Source organism: Bacillus sp. FSL R5-0585 (assembly GCF_038004545.1).
Taxonomy (GTDB): Bacteria; Bacillota; Bacilli; order Bacillales; family Bacillaceae_G; genus Bacillus_A; species Bacillus_A cereus.
Genome location: NZ_JBBORJ010000001.1, coordinates 4,047,501 through 4,065,000 on the forward strand (window position 1 = coordinate 4,047,501; position 17,500 = coordinate 4,065,000).

The window sequence follows — 17,500 nt, forward strand, 5'->3', positions numbered from 1 at the left end:
CTATTTGCCGCTCCTTGAGCTTGGTGATTAATTTGTTCCATACCAGCCCGATAATCGATAGTTGCTTGACGATTCGCATTCTCAAAAAACGGTGCTGCTGCCTTTGCTGACAAAACTCCTAATAACGCACAAGCAGCAAAAGTAGTAATCAATTGAATCCTTATACTCTTTCGTACGCTCTTTACTAATTTCTCAATTAATTGTCTTATTTTCCTTATATAAGTAAACGGATTAAATATCTTTTTCAATCTTATACCCCACTCCCCATACTGTTTTTATATATCTAGGTTTCCTTGGATTCTCCTCAATCTTTTCACGCACTTTTCGAATATGCACCATTACAGTATTATCAGACTGGAAAGATCGTTCGTTCCACACCTTTTCATAAATTTGCTCCGCACTAAACACCATACCTGGATTTCTAGCTAGCAATTCTAAAATTGAAAATTCCCTCGGAGTTAGTTTCACTTCTTCTCCCTCTACAATAACTTTATGGGTCGAGATGTTGATTTTCATCTCCCCAATTTCTAACTCGTCCTCATTTTGAATAGCGAAACCATTCATTTTCATATAACGGCGTAACTGAGATTTAATTCGTGCAATTAGCTCTAACGGATTAAACGGCTTCGTTACATAATCATCTGCCCCTGTTGTTAATCCTAAAATCTTATCCATATCTTGCGTTTTGGCAGAAAGCATAATAATAGGCATTTCTTTCGCTTCCCTTACCTTCATACACATATGAATACCATCCACTTTCGGCATCATAATATCTAATACGACTAGATGTACTTCATTTTCTTCCAATAGACGTAATCCTTCTTCTCCGTCTCCTGCTTGTAATACTTTATATCCTTCATTCTTTAAATAGATTGTAATTAAATTCCGAATTTCTTTTTCATCATCTACGACAAGTATTGTTTCGTGTGCCACAATATCTCCCCCATCACTTTTTTAATCCCTAACTTCTATTATAGGAAAACTTCTGAAGAAAAACGCTCGGAAATCCTTAAGATTTTCTGAAGACGCAAAAAAGGTCTAGACTCCCCTTAAGTCTAGACCTTTAAAAAACCCCTTTTATTTACGAACGTAGATGAAATATAGTACGAATAAAACTCCCATAACATACATAATCGGATGAACCTCTTTACGACGACCACTCACTACCATTGTAATTGGATAGAAGATAAATCCAATCGCAATCCCAGTTGCGATACTATACGTAAGTGGCATAGAGATAATTGTAAAGAATGCTGGCACTGCAATCTCGAATTTCTTCCAATCAATTTCCCCTAAGGAAGAAACCATCAAGATTCCTACAATAATTAAAGCCGGCGCCGTTACAGCTGGCGTTACAACACTTAGTAATGGCGAGAAGAATAGTGCCAGTAAAAAGAATCCTGCTGTTACAACTGCTGTAAATCCAGAACGTCCTCCTGCTGCTACCCCTGCAGACGATTCAATGTAAGACGTTGTTGTTGATGTACCAAGAATCGCACCAATTACAGTTGCAATCGCATCTGCAAATAACGCTTTTCCTGCACGTGGTAATTTATTGTTCTTCATTAATCCTGCTTGATTTGCAACCGCTACAAGCGTACCTGCTGTATCAAAGAAATCGATAAAGAAGAACGTTATAATAACAATCCCCATTTGAACTGTGAAAATATCTCCGAAGTGCGTTAACGCCACGCCGAACGTTGGTTCTAGACTCGGTATTGCTCCCACCACAGCTTTCGGAGTATCAATTAATCCTGTTGCTACTCCTAAGATCGCTGTAAGAATCATACCGTAAAATACTGCACCATTAATTTTCTTAATCATGAAGATGATCGTAGTAACAACCCCGAAGATTGCTAGTAACGTTGTACCCTTTGTTAAGTCCCCCAACCCAACAAGAACTGCATCATTTTTCACGATAATTCCGGCATTTTGGAATCCAAGAAATGCAATGAACAATCCGATACCTGCTGCTACTGCAAACTTTAACTCCGATGGAATTGCATTGATGATTTTTTCACGAATACCTGAAGCAGTAAGAATAATAAAGATAATACCTGACATTAATGTTCCGGCAATGGCCGTTTGCCACGGAATACCCATCGTTAACACTGCTGTATAAGCAAAGAACGCGTTAATTCCCATACCTGGCGCTAAAGCAATTGGATACTTCGCGAAAATACCCATAATTAACGAACCGATCGCTGCCGCTAATGCCGTAGCAACGAATACTGCACCTGGATCCATCCCTGTACCTGCTGGTAACCCTTTAACATTTCCAAGCGACAGCGTAGCAGGATTGACAAATAGTACGTAAGCCATAGATAGAAATGTCGTTAACCCTGCTATGAACTCAGTCTTATAATTCGTACCGAGCTCATCAAACTGAAAATAGCGTTTCATCCTACGTTTCCCCCGTTATATGATTACTCGCCGCATTTCTCCTAGCCCTCTTTTATCCCGAGAAACAAAAAAGGCTTCCATTGCATATATACATGGAAGCGTTCTATGAATAAAGATAAGATTCCCCTCACCTTTATAAAAACGCCTCGTAGTCAAGCCATTTACGGTAGCTAGGTAGAAACTTTCGGGCCATATCCCCGATATTATACGACGGCTATAATATTCACTTTTTGTTTGAATTACATAATCATATTAACTCGACGAAGTAGTTTTGTCAATTTAAAAACGAACGTTTTTGTAAACTTTTATAGTTTTGTTCGTATTAACACCAAAACAAAAAAGATCCACCTATGCATAAGCAATAGATGGACCTTTTTATAAATACTATTCCCACTCAATAGTTGCTGGTGGCTTACTCGTTACATCATACACGATACGGTTAACGTGTTTTACTTCGTTTACGATACGTACAGAGATTTTCTCTAATACGTCCCAAGGGATACGTGCCCAGTCAGCTGTCATACCGTCGATAGATGTTACCGCACGGATACCTACTGTGTAATCGTAAGTACGCTCGTCACCCATAACACCTACGCTACGCATACCAGGAAGCGCAGTGAAGTATTGCCAGATTTCACGGTCTAAGCCCGCTTTAATAATTTCTTCACGTAAAATCGCATCAGATTCACGAACGATTTCTAATTTCTCTTCTGTGATTTCACCTAATACACGAATACCAAGACCCGGTCCTGGGAATGGTTGACGCCATACGATTTCATCAGGAATTCCTAATTCAGATCCTAATACACGTACTTCATCTTTAAATAACGTGTTTAAAGGCTCAATTAATTTGAACTGCATGTCTTCTGGAAGTCCACCAACGTTATGGTGAGATTTAATTGTTTGCGCAGTTGCTGTACCACTCTCAACGATATCTGTGTAAAGTGTACCTTGTGCTAGGAAGTCCATACCTTGTAATTTAGATGCTTCATCATCAAATACGTAAATGAATTCGTTACCGATGATTTTACGTTTTTGTTCTGGATCTTCTACACCTTTTAACTTGTCCATGAAGCGGTCTCTTGCATCCACTTTAATAACGTTCATATGGAAGCCTTCGCTAAATGTTTTCATAACGCCTTCTGCTTCACCTTTACGAAGTAAACCGTGGTCAACGAAAATACATGTTAATTGATCACCAATTGCTTTATGAATTAATACTGCTACAACAGAAGAGTCTACACCGCCACTAAGTGCGCATAGTACTTTTTTGTCTCCAACAGTTTCACGAATCTTTTCTAATTCTACTTCAATAAAGTTCTCCATGTTCCATCCTTCAGAACAACCACATACGCCGAATACGAAGTTTTTAATTAAATCGTTACCGTGCTCAGAGTGACGTACTTCTGGGTGGAATTGTACACCGTATAAGTTTTTCGCTTCATTGCTCATACCAGCAATTGGGCAAGACTCACTTGTTGCATCTACTACGAATCCTTCAGGTAAACCAGTTACTAAGTCGCCATGGCTCATCCATACAACTTGCTCTTCTGGAAGGTTCGCATATAATTTTGATTCGTTCTCTACTTTAAGAACAGCCTTTCCGTACTCACGGTGATTTGCACGCTCTACTTTACCACCGAAGTGTTGCGTCATAAGCTGCATACCGTAACAAATACCGAAGATTGGTAAACCTAGTTCAAAGATTTTTTCATCACAATGTAATGCACCTTCACCGTATACACTATTTGGTCCACCAGAGAAAATAATCCCTTTTGGATTCATTGCTTTAATTTCTTCTGCAGTAATTGTATGTGGATGAAGTTCACTGTATACACCGAACTCACGAATTCGACGTGCTATTAACTGATTGTATTGACTTCCAAAATCTAAAACGATAATTGTATCGTGTTGTTTCTTCAAAATAATCACCCCAACGTTAGTTCTCGTATATAAATATTTTCACCAATTTGGCGAAAAGCATTACCAATATAATAAAAAAAGCCAGTCCTCCGCCTCTAGTCTCATAACAAAGAAAAGGCAGGGGTCTGGCTTTATAAAGAAAGATAGTCTCCGCTCTTTATAAATATAAGACACACTGCCTTCATAGTCAGGTTGTTTACGGTAACCCGGTAGAGACTCTCAAACCATATCATTGAGGATATATGAAGGATCGTTTTATATTATCTTCCTAGATTCTAACAATGAAGTATCAATATGGTCAAGAGAGAAAGCGACAAAATTCTACAGAAATTCATTTCCTTTTCTAAAAAACATAAAAAAACATCCATTTCTATATAGAAATGGATGTTTTTTAGGACAAACGGAATTACATCATTCCGCCCATACCGCCCATGCCCATGCCGCCCATGTCAGGCATTGCTGGTGCATTTGGAAAACAAAATACGTTCTTTCGTAATATATAATGTGCAATACTAAACTTTCAATTCACCGGTAAACAACAATCTTCCCTCACGAATTTATTGGTTTTCCTATAATGAAATGATGTCTATTTTTGTCCAAATATAACCCCTCTGATTTTATTTCTTACCCACCAAGTTTTTATATCTTTTCTCTTTTGGCTAAATTTTTTTCTTGTTTAATTTATTCCATCATTTAAAGAAAGACACTCTATGCAAAGATCACATTTAGCCGATTGAATTTCATATTAACTGATTACATTCGGGACAAGCATACAATCAACAGTAATTAAATCCAATATACTTATAGTAGTCTTAAAAGAAAGAAGGAATACACAATTAGTAGATTCAAATTGAAAGGACCTAAATTTAAAGCACCTAAAGGCTTAGGGCTTCCTAAGGGAAAAATAAAGGATCATTTAAAACTTCCAAAAGAAAAAATAAACAAAAGAAGTCCTAATCCATCAAATTATTTCGTAAATGTCTGCGTTTATATCCTACCAGGTGCCCAAATCGAGAATAATCGCATCTCTAAAGACTTCGCAACAGCTAAAAACATATGGGGATTTGAGTTTAGAACGGTCGTTCATGATTTAAGAACAAACCCTGATGGCACTCCAAATACAGACCCGCAGTTCCAAGTTGATACAACAGACTTAGAATGCTCAAACACCCTCCCAGATACCCCTAAAGAAACAGACTTAATCATCTTTGGCGCTCGTAATTGCGCCCGATCCAATCCATCTCATATTATTGTATTTTATACTGGCGCCCCTATTATTCAAGGTGATATTAGAGCTTGTACCAAATTTCGCGCCCTATTTAATATAATCTTTTTAAGTAATACCTTTGCACCTGATACACTCGCTCATGAATTTGGCCATACTTTTTTCAATGCTAATGCCTCCTTGGTTGGTAAAAATCCGTATAAACCACTACCATCCGATCCAGTTCACAGTTCAGACAACAGTAATATTATGGCCCCTGGAACTACTAGGAACGAAAAAACAACTGCTAATTTCAAATTACAAGTGACTAGCGCTATTGCCGCTAACAATCCACGTGTAGTCTTCCCTAAAAATTAACCTTTATAGCTTTTCAACAGCGCACAAAAAACCACTTTCTATTTTTCAGAAAGTGGTTTTTCTTATTAATTAACTATTTATACATTGAACAGCTTCACAGAGTGATGCTTATTACATCATTCCGCCCATACCGCCCATGCCCATGCCGCCCATGTCAGGCATTGCTGGTGCATTTGGTTCTGGCTTGTCAGCTACTACAGCTTCAGTTGTTAAGAACATAGCTGCAACAGATGCTGCGTTTTGAAGTGCAGAACGAGTTACTTTAGCTGGATCTACGATACCAGACTCAAGCATGTTAACCCATTCGCCAGTAGCTGCGTTGAAACCAACGCCTACTTTTTCGCCTTTTAGACGCTCTACAACTACAGATCCTTCTAGACCAGCGTTGATTGCGATTTGACGAACTGGCTCTTCTAGTGCGCGAAGTACGATGTTGATACCTGTTGCTTCGTCGCCTTCAGCTACGATAGAAGCTACTTTTGTGTATACGTTCATAAGTGAAGTACCACCACCTGCAACGATACCTTCTTCTACTGCTGCACGAGTTGAGTTAAGTGCATCTTCAATGCGAAGTTTGCGCTCTTTTAACTCAGTTTCAGTTGCTGCACCTACTTTAATTACTGCTACGCCACCTGCTAGTTTAGCAAGACGCTCTTGTAATTTTTCACGATCGAATTCAGAAGTTGTTTCTTCTAATTGCGCACGGATTTGACCGATGCGAGCTTCGATTTGTTCTGTGCTTCCTACACCTTCAACTACAGTTGTGTTTTCTTTTGTAACAACAACTTTACCAGCGCGTCCTAAAGATTCAACTGTAGCAGATTTTAAGTCACGACCTAATTCTTCAGTGATTACTTCGCCACCTGTTAAGATTGCGATATCTTCTAGCATTGCTTTACGACGGTCACCAAATCCAGGAGCTTTAACAGCTACTACGTTGAATGTACCACGAAGTTTGTTCACTACTAATGTAGCTAAAGCTTCGCCTTCTACATCTTCAGCAATGATAAGAAGTGGTTTACCTTGTTGTACCACTTGCTCTAATACTGGTAAGATTTCTTGAATGTTAGAAATCTTTTTATCAGTGATTAAGATGTATGGGTTATCAAGAACTGCTTCCATTTTGTCAGAATCAGTAATCATGTAAGGAGATGCATATCCACGATCAAATTGCATACCTTCTACTACGTCTAATTCTGTTGTGAAGCCTTTAGATTCTTCTAAAGTAATAACGCCGTCGTTACCAACGCGCTCCATTGCTTCAGCGATTAATTGACCTACTTCTTCGTCAGCAGCAGAAATTGCAGCTACTTGTGCGATAGAAGATTTGCCTTCGATTGGTTTAGAAATCGTTTTTAATTCTTCGATTGCAGCAGTAACAGCTTTTTCGATACCTTTACGAAGACCCATTGGGTTAGCACCAGCTGTTACGTTTTTAAGACCTTCACGAATCATAGCTTGCGCTAATACAGTTGCAGTTGTTGTTCCGTCACCAGCTACGTCATTTGTTTTGCTAGCAACTTCTGCTACTAATTTCGCACCCATGTTTTCGAATGCATCTTCTAATTCGATTTCTTTTGCGATTGTTACACCATCATTTGTAATAAGTGGTGAACCAAATTTTTTCTCAAGTACAACGTTACGACCTTTTGGTCCAAGCGTAACTTTTACTGCGTTTGCAAGAGTGTCGACACCGCGAAGCATCGAACGACGTGCTTCTTCACTAAATTTAATATCTTTTGCCATAATAATTGACCCCCTTGGATTTTTTAAGATTTATATAATTAACCGATAACTGCTAAAATGTCACTTTCACGTAAAATCAAGTAGTCTGTACCTTCATATTTCACTTCAGTACCTGCATATTTTGAGAAGATGATAAGATCACCTGCTGCTACCTCTAAAGCAACACGCTCACCATTCTCAAGCACTCGACCAGTACCTACTGCAACTACTTTACCCTCTTGTGGTTTTTCTTTTGCAGTATCTGGTAATACGATACCACTTGCTGTTTTTTCTTCTGCTTGAACAAGCTCAATTACAACGCGATCACCTAATGGCTTTAGCATGAACAATAACCTCCTCATTTTGTTATGTAAATTTCTTTTATTAGCACTCAAGTCATCCGAGTGCTAACACACTTATAATAATAAATAATCTCAATTTCTTTTGCAAGTAAAAAAATCATAATTTTTTCGCAAATCACTATATAAACTTTCTATATAGAATACTGCCTTTACTATATGAATCGTTGTTTCCACTGCTCGTATGTTACAATATGAAAGGACACCCTAAGTTGTTTTCGCTACACACACAACTTTCTCCTGTCTTCTATTATAATTTCAAATAAGGATTTACGAAAAAAACATAATTCAAGTGAGGTTTATATCGTAGGTAGCATATTTACATGTTATCCTAACTTATCTCATACACTATAGTTAGAAAGGATGGTTAAACCATTTGAAGAAACAATACTGGTGGATTATCGTTACATACATTTTAATGCAGTTATCCGGCGTTGTTGGATTACCACTTCTCCTAAAAACAGGACTCTACGATAATAGAGGATTTACCATTGAGGAAAAAGGACAAATCATAACGGGACACTGGGCAATTATTAGCTTCTTTGTTGCATTATGTATCGTACTTTGGTTACTTAGAACAGATATTCGTGACAGGCATTTAGATCCAATGCGCTCTTCTGTCCCAGCTACTATTGGATGGATTTTCATCGGGTTCTTCTTAGCAATCATCTCACAATCCATTGCAGGTATGATTGAAATGTATGTATTTGGGGTTCCACGTGGATCTGAGAATACAGACAGACTGATGGACATCGCAAGAACGATACCTTGGTTCCTTATTGTTGTATCTATAATTGGACCTATCTTAGAAGAAATCGTATTTAGAAAAATTCTATTCGGCACGCTTTATAAGAAGTTTAACTTCTTTATCGCAGCTATCATTAGTTCGCTTGTATTCGCAGCAATTCATTTTGATTTTACTCATTTATTGGTATACACTGCTATGGGGCTCGTATTCGCCTTCTTATATGTGAAGACGAAACGGATTATCGTTCCGATTGCAGCTCATGTTGCGATGAATACATTGGTCGCTATCGGGCAAATTTTTATGAGCAATGAACAAATTCAAGAAATGATTAAAGAAGCTGAAAAAATGCAAGGCTTTATCGGAGGATTTTTTGTATGAGAAACTCACCATTGTTCATGGCTGCACTATACTTCCTTCTTGGATGTATCTTTACACGCTTCGCCATTACGAACGTGACAGATACAATCTGGAATATGTGGACAATACTATTTGCAGTTATGGCAACAATTGATTTTAATTTGGCACTTCGCCTTATATTAGTTAAATTCATAAAGAAGAAACAATAATAAAACGCAGAGGTCGCTTCCTCTGCGTTTTATTGTGGATAGTTTTTCAAAAAGTAAACTAATGTTTGTAACTCTACAGCTAAGTCAATATGATGAATTCTAATATTCTCTGATACGTTTAATCGCGCTGGTGTGAAATTCAAAATACCGTGCACGCTCGTTTCAGCTAATCTATCTGCTACAGCTTGTGCTACTGTAGCCGGTACTGTTAATATTGCCACTTGTATATCATTTGATAATCTCTCTTCTAATTCATCTAAATGATATACAGGAATGCCCCCGATTTCTGTTCCAACTTTCTCTTCACTAACATCAAATGCCATTTCAATTTTTGTATTATTGTTTTTCGTGAAATTATAATGTAAGAAAGCGGTCCCTAAATTACCTACTCCAATAAGTGCTACACGTGTTATATCATCTTGATCAAGTGTTTCGCGGAAAAATGATAATAAATAATTTACGTTATATCCATATCCCTTTTTCCCTAACGCTCCAAAATACGAAAAATCTCTTCGTATTGTTGCGGAATCTACTTTTACTGCCTCACTCAATTCGGCCGATGAAACACGCTGCTTACCAGAAAGAGATAAGTTTTGGATAAATCGATAGTATAGAGGCAATCTTTTAGCAGTGGCTTGTGGAATCTTTTGCTGATCCATATGACCTCTCCTCTCTTCCTATCTTTATTCATATACTTTAATCAAATACAGAAGTTTAGCACTCATTAAATTCCTTGTATAATAAAGAGAAGAAGTATTCTCTCTTTATTTTAAACTATACACTATTTTTAGTATGATTGAGAAATATAAACATGGCAAAGTTAAGAAATTATTTGAGGTGAAAACATTGATTTTATTACAAGTAAACGCGCTTTCGAAATTATACGGTGCAGAAACAATTCTGGCAAACATAAAATTGGAAGTACAAACAAAAGATCGTATCGCATTAGTTGGAAGGAATGGAGCAGGTAAATCTACATTATTAAAAATTATCGCTGGTGAATTATCTCATGATGGTGGCGAAATTATAAAACCGAAAGATGTCTCAATCGGATATTTAGCTCAAAATACTGGACTAGAAACGTCTTTAACAATTTGGGATGAAATGCTAACCGTCTTTACCCATTTACAGCAAATGGAGACAAAACTCCGAAGGCTTGAGCAAGAAATGGGAAAAGAAGAAAACTTTTCAAACGAAGCTACATATGAAAGATTGTTAGCTGATTATGACCAATTACAACTCAATTATAAAGAGCAAGGTGGATATCAATATGAAGCGGATATTCGCTCCATTTTAAGCGGCCTTGGCTTCCCAGTTGAAACGCACCAGACGACAATCTCTACTTTAAGCGGCGGGCAAAAAACAAGATTAGCTCTCGGGAAATTATTATTAACAAAACCAGACTTACTTATTTTGGACGAGCCTACAAACCATTTAGACATCGAAACATTAACGTGGCTTGAGCAATATTTGCAAGGTTATCCTGGCGCAATATTAATCGTCTCACATGACCGTTATTTCTTAGACAAACTCGTTACACAAGTATATGAAATTTCGAATAAAGAAAGCAGGCGATTTGTTGGTAACTACAGTAAATATTTAGACTTAAAATCAGCATTATATGAGCAAGAAATGAAACGTTACGAAAAACAACAAGATGAAATCGCAAAACTTGAGGACTTCGTTCAAAAGAATATAGCTCGCGCTTCTACAACGAAACGTGCTCAAAGTCGCCGTAAACAACTAGACAGAATGGAATTATTAACGAGACCATTAGGGGATTCTAAGTCAGCATCATTCCACTTCGATATTGAAAAACAAAGTGGAAATGATGTTTTACAAGTAAATGATGCAACCATCGGCTATGATGAAAACCCTATAATTGAACATGTAACTATGCGCTTAACTCGCGGAGATAGTGTTGCTTTAGTTGGTCCAAACGGAATTGGGAAATCCACATTGTTAAAATCCATTGTGAATAAGTTACCACTATTAAATGGTGATGTTTCTTTCGGATCAAATGTATCTGTTGGTTATTATGATCAAGAACAAGCAAACTTAACATCTTCTAAACGGGTTTTAAATGAACTATGGGATGAATATCCACTGCAACCGGAAAAAGAAATCCGTACTATACTTGGGAATTTTTTATTCACAGGAGATGATGTACTGAAACCAGTATCTTCTCTTAGTGGTGGACAAAAAGCTCGATTAGCTCTTGCAAAACTTATGATGCAAAAGTCAAATTTGTTAATTCTAGATGAGCCTACGAACCACCTTGATTTAAATAGTAAAGAGATTTTGGAGAATGCTTTAATTGATTACCCAGGGACTCTTCTATTCGTCTCACATGACCGCTACTTTATTAACCGTGTAACAACGACTGTGGTTGAGTTATCAACAGAAGGTGCACAGGAATATTTAGGGGATTACGATTACTACGTTGAAAAGAAAAATGAAATGATTGAACGTGCAGAACTTGAACAGCAAGAAAGTGACGTTCCTGTTCAAAAGGTGATTGCACAAGAGAAATTAAATTATTTAGAAGAAAAAGAGCGTAAAAAACTAGAGCGTCAACGCACTAGAAAAATTGAAGAGCTAGAACAAAGTATAGTGGAATTAGAAGAAGAAATTGCTACGTTAGAAGATCAACTCTGCTTACCAGAAATATATGCAGATTATGAAAAAGCTAGTGAAATTACAACTAAAAAGCAAACGCTACAAGAACAACTTGAAACTTGTATGGCAGAATGGGAAGAGCTGCATGCATAAGCATATTTAAATAAGGAAGATGTCTCATAAGTCAGGATTTTTGACTATGTGACATCTTTTTTTAGTACTTAAACAATTTTTTGAGTATATCAATCGTAACTTAGAATATACTAACGATTTTTCAAATATATCTATTGTAACCCTATATATATTAACAATTCGACACGAAATATCGATTTAACGACAAAGATTGACAATATTAGCATCTTCTATAATAGGGGGATGTTTCAAAATGTTTTTCGGGGATATCTTCTTACTTTTTATTTCCCGAAAAAGAAGAAACTCAAAGGTCTGACATCATCCTATTTATCCACAAGTTTATACACATATCCACCTTTATAAAATAAACCTTAAAATAACTTTTCCACATTATCCACAATCAACAAAAAAGTTATCAACATTTTATATACACAATAAAACCCACATTATCAACAGACAATATGGGTTTTATCCACAACCTGTGGTTAATTATGTGTATAACTATGCTTCAATATCTAATCCTGGATTTGCATTTAAAGCTAATGTTGCACGCTTACCTTGTTCATAAGCAATTGTCCCTGCCGCTGCAATCATCGCTGCATTATCTGTGCATAAAGATAGCGGCGGAATAATTAATTCAATGTTTTCTTTTTGTGCAAATTCCTCTTCTAATCGCGCACGAAGTCCTTTATTAGCAGCTACTCCACCAGCAAGAAGTAATTGCTTTACATTATAAGCTTCTGCTGCACGAGCTGCTTTCGTTACAAGTACATCTATTACACTTTCTTGGAAACTTGCCGCTAAATCTTCTGGCGCAATTTCTATACCGCGTTGTTTTGCGTTATGCACAGTGTTGATAACTGCTGATTTCAATCCACTAAAGCTAAAATCATATGAATCCGGTTCTAGCCATGCACGAGGCAAATCAATTGTCGGTTCTCCTTCATGTGCAAGGCGATCAATATGAGGACCACCTGGATATGGCATAGATAACGTACGAGCTACTTTATCATATGCTTCTCCAGCTGCATCGTCTCGTGTTTCACCAATTACTTCGAATGAACCATGTTCTTTCATATAAACAAGTTCTGTATGCCCACCAGATACAACAAGTGATAATAACGGGAATTGAACTTCTTTTACTAAACGGTTCGCATAAATATGACCAGCAATATGATGAACACCGACTAACGGAATATCATGTGCAAACGCTACTGCCTTCGCTGCATTTACTCCAATTAGAAGTGCTCCTACTAAACCGGGACCTTCTGTTACAGCAATTGCATCAATATCATCAAATGTGATGTTTGCTTCCTTTAAAGCTTCTTCTAACACAACTGTAATTTCTTCTACATGATGACGTGATGCAATCTCTGGTACAACGCCGCCAAAACGTTTATGACTTTCAATTTGTGATGCAACGACATTCGCAATAATTTCCGTTCCATTTTTAACAACTGCTACTGCTGTTTCATCACAACTTGTTTCAATACCAAGTATAATCGTATTTTTTTCCATTATATATTCACCCACATTACGAGACCATCTTCCTGATTGTCTGCATAGTATCGTTTACGAATCCCACCATTTTGAAATCCGTATTTTCTGTATAACTGCTTTGCTACTTCATTTGATACACGTACTTCAAGTGTCATTGTTTTTACCCCTAGTTCTTTCGCTTCAGAAATAACTGCTTTCAATAGGGCATCTCCTAACTTTTGACCTCGGTATTCTGGCAAAATAGCTATATTTGTTATATGTGATTCATCAATAATTATCCACAATCCACAATACCCGACTACACGACCATCTTTTTCTAACACAATATAATGTGCATGTTCATTCATCGTTAATTCACGGTGAAAGGCATCTGCAGTCCAAGGAGTTGAAAAAGACGCTTCTTCAATAGCTACAATTTGAGCAATATCATCAAGCTCCATCTTTCTAAATATCATATCCATCTTCTGCAAGCTCCTACTTGTTTTGACTTTCTAACCACTTTGTTTCAGCTTCAGCTAAACGAAGATAGCTTGGAACAAACGTATGCACATCTTGTTCTTCTTTTTGTAATCCTAAGAATGCTAGCTCACTTGGTCTTGGGTTATTTTTAGTAAATGGAGCGAATACAGCTTGATCACCTAAATGTTCTATAATTGTTTCTTTATGCAATTTAACATCGTTACCGATAAATAAAACAGGCTGTCCTTTATCTTTTAACATTTGCAACCAGTCTACAATAAGAATAATTCGGTCTTCTTCTATTGAAGTTAACTGCTCTCCTTCATATGTATATAACCCAGTATAAATTTGCCCACGTCTTCCATCAAATAAAGGACAAATTAACCCGTTAAAGTTAGCACCGTTTGCAGCTACTACCTCTAAACTTGATACACCTACAATTGGTATTTGAAGTGACCAAGCTAATGTTTTCGCCGCTGTCACGCCTATACGAACACCTGTATAGGATCCAGGTCCAGCAGCTACAACGATTTTAGTTAATTCCTTCGGTTTTACGCCACACTCTTTTAACAGTTTCTCTACAGCTGGCATAAGACGTACAGAATGGTTTTTTGTTAAATTTGTAATGATTTCCCCAATTACGTTTTCTTCCTCAATAAGGGATACACCCATTACGTAATTTGAAGTATCAATTGCTAGTACTTTCATCTTGTAATAGCTCCTCACATAATCTAATATAGCGATCTCCAATTGGCTCGAGTATAATTTTTCTTGTGTCATCTCCAGCATGGAATAAACTAATTTGTAACTTTTCATTCGGTAAATATGCTTCTATTAAATGAGCCCATTCTACTACCGTAATTCCTTCACCGTAGAAATATTCATCAAAGCCTAAGTCCTCTTCACTTTCTGCTAAGCGATACACGTCCATATGATATAGCGGTAATCTTCCTTTATATTCTTTAATGATATTAAAGGTAGGACTATTTACAACTCTTTTCACTCCAAGACCTTTTGCTAGTCCCTTTGTAAAAGTCGTCTTACCAGCTCCAAGATCTCCTTCTAAAATAATTACGTCTTGTGCCTCTACGAGCTCACCTAGTTTCTCTGATAACCTTTGTGTTTCCTCAGAAGATTTTGTTGTTACTTCATATTTACTCACAGACTTCACCTACTTTACTCACAATGTTCTCTGCTCTTTATTATACAGGTTTTGAATATATAAAAAAGTCCTTAGGAGTTGTCCTAAGGATAGTTTGACTGTCTTTATTAGTTTTTTGTTAAAACAAATAAAAAAATACGAAACAACTTGTTTCGTTCTTTTCTTTATATGAAATGGCGGTCCCGACCGGGGTCGAACCGGCGATCTCCTGCGTGACAGGCAGGCATGTTAACCACTACACCACGGGACCATTTGGTTGCGGGGACAGGATTTGAACCTGCGACCTTCGGGTTATGAGCCCGACGAGCTACCGTGCTGCTCCACCCCGCGACAATATAAATAGCTTGGCGACGTCCTACTCTCACAGGGACAAGGTCCCAACTACCATCGGCGCTAGAGAGCTTAACTTCCGTGTTCGGTATGGGAACGGGTGTGACCTCTCTGCCATCATCACCAAACTATTGAAGGCATATTCCTTCAAAACTAGATAACATTTGCTACATATTATATGGTTAAGTCCTCGATCTATTAGTATTCGTCAGCTCCACATGTCACCATGCTTCCACCTCGAACCTATCAACCTGATCATCTTTCAGGGATCTTACTAGCTTACGCTATGGGAAATCTCATCTTGAGGGGGGCTTCATGCTTAGATGCTTTCAGCACTTATCCCTTCCGCACATAGCTACCCAGCTATGCCCTTGGCAGAACAACTGGTACACCAGCGGTGCGTCCATCCCGGTCCTCTCGTACTAAGGACAGCTCCTCTCAAATTTCCTACGCCCACGACGGATAGGGACCGAACTGTCTCACGACGTTCTGAACCCAGCTCGCGTACCGCTTTAATGGGCGAACAGCCCAACCCTTGGGACCGACTACAGCCCCAGGATGCGATGAGCCGACATCGAGGTGCCAAACCTCCCCGTCGATGTGGACTCTTGGGGGAGATAAGCCTGTTATCCCCGGGGTAGCTTTTATCCGTTGAGCGATGGCCCTTCCATGCGGAACCACCGGATCACTAAGCCCGACTTTCGTCCCTGCTCGACTTGTAGGTCTCGCAGTCAAGCTCCCTTATGCCTTTGCACTCTACGAATGATTTCCAACCATTCTGAGGGAACCTTTGGGCGCCTCCGTTACACTTTAGGAGGCGACCGCCCCAGTCAAACTGCCCACCTGACACTGTCTCCCGGGTCGATAAGACCCGTAGGTTAGAATTTCAATACAGTCAGGGCGGTATCCCACCAGCGCCTCCACCGAAGCTAGCGCTCCGGTTTCAATGGCTCCCGCCTATCCTGTACAAACTGTACCAAAATTCAATATCAGGCTACAGTAAAGCTCCACGGGGTCTTTCCGTCCTGTCGCGGGTAACCTGCATCTTCACAGGTACTATAATTTCACCGAGTCTCTGGTTGAGACAGTGCCCAAATCGTTACACCTTTCGTGCGGGTCGGAACTTACCCGACAAGGAATTTCGCTACCTTAGGACCGTTATAGTTACGGCCGCCGTTTACTGGGGCTTCAGTTCAGAGCTTCGCTTACGCTAACCCCTCTCCTTAACCTTCCAGCACCGGGCAGGTGTCACCCCCTATACTTCGCCTTACGGCTTCGCAGAGAGCTGTGTTTTTGCTAAACAGTCGCTTGGGCCTATTCACTGCGGCTTTCCGTTAAGAAAGCACCCCTTCTCCCGAAGTTACGGGGTCATTTTGCCGAGTTCCTTAACCAGAGTTCTCTCGCACACCTTAGGATTCTCTCCTCGCCTACCTGTGTCGGTTTGCGGTACAGGCACCTTTTATCTCGCTAGAAGCTTTTCTTGGCAGCGGGGAATCAAAGACTTCGCTCCATAAGGAGCTTCCCCATCACAGCTCAGCCTTCACGATAAGCGGATTTGCCTACTTATCAGCCTAACTGCTTGGACGTGCACAACCAATCGCACGCTTCTTCTATCCTTCTGCGTCCCTCCATTGCTCAAACGATAAAGAGGTGGTACAGGAATATCAACCTGTTGTCCATCGCCTACGCCTGTCGGCCTCGGCTTAGGTCCTGACTAACCCTGAGCGGACGAGCCTTCCTCAGGAAACCTTAGGCATTCGGTGGACGGGATTCTCACCCGTCTTTCGCTACTCATACCGGCATTCTCACTTCTAAGCACTCCACCAGTCCTTCCGGTCTGACTTCACTGTCCTTAGAACGCTCCCCTACCACTGATACCATTGGTATCAATCCGCAGCTTCGGTGGTGTATTTAGCCCCGGTACATTTTCGGCGCAGAGTCACTCGACTAGTGAGCTATTACGCACTCTTTAAATGGTGGCTGCTTCTAAGC

15 protein-coding genes, 2 tRNA genes, 2 rRNA genes and 2 riboswitches (2 of these 21 only partly in view) are annotated in these 17,500 nt (G+C 39.0%); of the genes, 4 read left to right on the top strand and 15 right to left on the bottom strand.

Going from position 1 to position 17,500, the window contains the following annotated elements; translation table 11 throughout:
* From ampS to guaA, 4 genes are all read right to left on the bottom strand, one after another.
* A protein-coding gene (gene ampS / locus MKY38_RS20780) for an aminopeptidase AmpS (RefSeq protein ID WP_114556190.1) crosses the window boundary here: on the bottom strand, positions 1–248 show its 5' portion. Its footprint begins 1,258 nt before the window's first position; the window shows 248 of its 1,506 coding nt (coding positions 1–248); the start codon lies at positions 246–248; its stop codon lies off the left edge, out of view.
* Positions 232–933 (bottom strand): response regulator transcription factor, encoded by a 702-nt coding sequence (locus tag MKY38_RS20785; protein WP_000929885.1) that lies wholly within the window; start codon positions 931–933, stop codon positions 232–234. The genes ampS and MKY38_RS20785 overlap by 17 nt, the downstream gene beginning before the upstream one ends.
* A 144-nt stretch (positions 934–1,077) precedes the next feature.
* Positions 1,078–2,403 (bottom strand): NCS2 family permease, encoded by a 1,326-nt coding sequence (locus MKY38_RS20790; RefSeq protein WP_000833082.1) that lies wholly within the window; start codon positions 2,401–2,403, stop codon positions 1,078–1,080.
* 129 nt (positions 2,404–2,532) lie between these two features.
* Positions 2,533–2,635: riboswitch (purine riboswitch) on the bottom strand.
* Between the two features lie 152 nt (positions 2,636–2,787).
* Entirely contained in the window at positions 2,788–4,326 is a 1,539-nt protein-coding gene (gene guaA / locus MKY38_RS20795; protein ID WP_000743909.1) for a glutamine-hydrolyzing GMP synthase, read from the bottom strand.
* 164 nt (positions 4,327–4,490) lie between these two features.
* A riboswitch (purine riboswitch) is annotated at positions 4,491–4,592 on the bottom strand.
* A gap of 584 nt (positions 4,593–5,176) precedes the next feature.
* Between guaA and MKY38_RS20800 the strand changes: the two genes are divergently transcribed.
* Positions 5,177–5,908, top strand: coding sequence for a hypothetical protein (locus tag MKY38_RS20800; RefSeq protein ID WP_229175267.1), 732 nt, complete (start codon positions 5,177–5,179; stop codon positions 5,906–5,908).
* Between the two features lie 111 nt (positions 5,909–6,019).
* Here MKY38_RS20800 and groL read toward each other — a convergent pair whose 3' ends face one another.
* Complete coding sequence (gene groL / locus MKY38_RS20805) at positions 6,020–7,654, bottom strand: chaperonin GroEL (protein ID WP_001029993.1); 1,635 nt, start codon at positions 7,652–7,654, stop codon at positions 6,020–6,022.
* A gap of 38 nt (positions 7,655–7,692) precedes the next feature.
* Positions 7,693–7,977 carry a co-chaperone GroES gene (gene groES, locus MKY38_RS20810; protein ID WP_000917311.1) on the bottom strand — a complete coding sequence of 95 codons (285 nt, stop codon included), beginning with the start codon at positions 7,975–7,977 and terminating at the stop codon, positions 7,693–7,695.
* A 391-nt stretch (positions 7,978–8,368) separates the two neighbouring features.
* Here groES and MKY38_RS20815 point away from each other — a divergent pair, with 391 nt between their 5' ends.
* Positions 8,369–9,118 carry a CPBP family intramembrane glutamic endopeptidase gene (locus MKY38_RS20815; RefSeq protein ID WP_000745328.1) on the top strand — a complete coding sequence of 250 codons (750 nt, stop codon included), beginning with the start codon at positions 8,369–8,371 and terminating at the stop codon, positions 9,116–9,118.
* Complete coding sequence (locus MKY38_RS20820; RefSeq protein WP_065223783.1) at positions 9,115–9,306, top strand: YdiK family protein; 192 nt, start codon at positions 9,115–9,117, stop codon at positions 9,304–9,306. The genes MKY38_RS20815 and MKY38_RS20820 overlap by 4 nt, the downstream gene beginning before the upstream one ends.
* Positions 9,307–9,335: 29 nt before the next feature.
* Here MKY38_RS20820 and MKY38_RS20825 read toward each other — a convergent pair whose 3' ends face one another.
* On the bottom strand, positions 9,336–9,965 hold the full coding sequence (locus MKY38_RS20825; RefSeq protein WP_000372699.1) for a redox-sensing transcriptional repressor Rex: 630 nt from the start codon (positions 9,963–9,965) through the stop codon (positions 9,336–9,338).
* Positions 9,966–10,152: 187 nt separating this feature from the next.
* Here MKY38_RS20825 and MKY38_RS20830 point away from each other — a divergent pair, with 187 nt between their 5' ends.
* Positions 10,153–12,078 carry an ABC-F family ATP-binding cassette domain-containing protein gene (locus tag MKY38_RS20830; RefSeq protein ID WP_216094806.1) on the top strand — a complete coding sequence of 642 codons (1,926 nt, stop codon included), beginning with the start codon at positions 10,153–10,155 and terminating at the stop codon, positions 12,076–12,078.
* Between the two features lie 480 nt (positions 12,079–12,558).
* Here MKY38_RS20830 and tsaD read toward each other — a convergent pair whose 3' ends face one another.
* The 8 genes from tsaD to MKY38_RS20870 all read right to left on the bottom strand — a co-directional run.
* Positions 12,559–13,575, bottom strand: a complete 1,017-nt coding sequence (tsaD, locus tag MKY38_RS20835) for a tRNA (adenosine(37)-N6)-threonylcarbamoyltransferase complex transferase subunit TsaD (RefSeq protein ID WP_000414585.1) — start codon at positions 13,573–13,575, stop codon at positions 12,559–12,561.
* A complete protein-coding gene (gene rimI, locus MKY38_RS20840) occupies positions 13,575–14,018 on the bottom strand; it encodes a ribosomal protein S18-alanine N-acetyltransferase (RefSeq protein WP_000367190.1) in 444 nt (147 codons plus the stop codon). Before rimI ends, tsaD begins: the two co-directional genes overlap by 1 nt.
* 13 nt (positions 14,019–14,031) lie before the next feature.
* Positions 14,032–14,724, bottom strand: coding sequence for a tRNA (adenosine(37)-N6)-threonylcarbamoyltransferase complex dimerization subunit type 1 TsaB (tsaB, locus tag MKY38_RS20845; protein ID WP_000865740.1), 693 nt, complete (start codon positions 14,722–14,724; stop codon positions 14,032–14,034).
* The gene (tsaE, locus tag MKY38_RS20850) at positions 14,705–15,178 is read right to left on the bottom strand and encodes a tRNA (adenosine(37)-N6)-threonylcarbamoyltransferase complex ATPase subunit type 1 TsaE (protein ID WP_000049642.1); all 474 of its coding nucleotides are present in this window, start codon (positions 15,176–15,178) and stop codon (positions 14,705–14,707) included. The genes tsaB and tsaE overlap by 20 nt, the downstream gene beginning before the upstream one ends.
* A gap of 174 nt (positions 15,179–15,352) precedes the next feature.
* Positions 15,353–15,428: transfer RNA gene (locus MKY38_RS20855), tRNA-Asp, on the bottom strand.
* Between the two features lie 3 nt (positions 15,429–15,431).
* Positions 15,432–15,508: transfer RNA gene (locus MKY38_RS20860), tRNA-Met, on the bottom strand.
* A gap of 12 nt (positions 15,509–15,520) precedes the next feature.
* Positions 15,521–15,636 (bottom strand): 5S ribosomal RNA (rrf, locus tag MKY38_RS20865).
* Positions 15,637–15,686: 50 nt separating this feature from the next.
* Positions 15,687–17,500 (bottom strand): 23S ribosomal RNA (locus tag MKY38_RS20870); it runs 1,108 nt beyond the window's last position.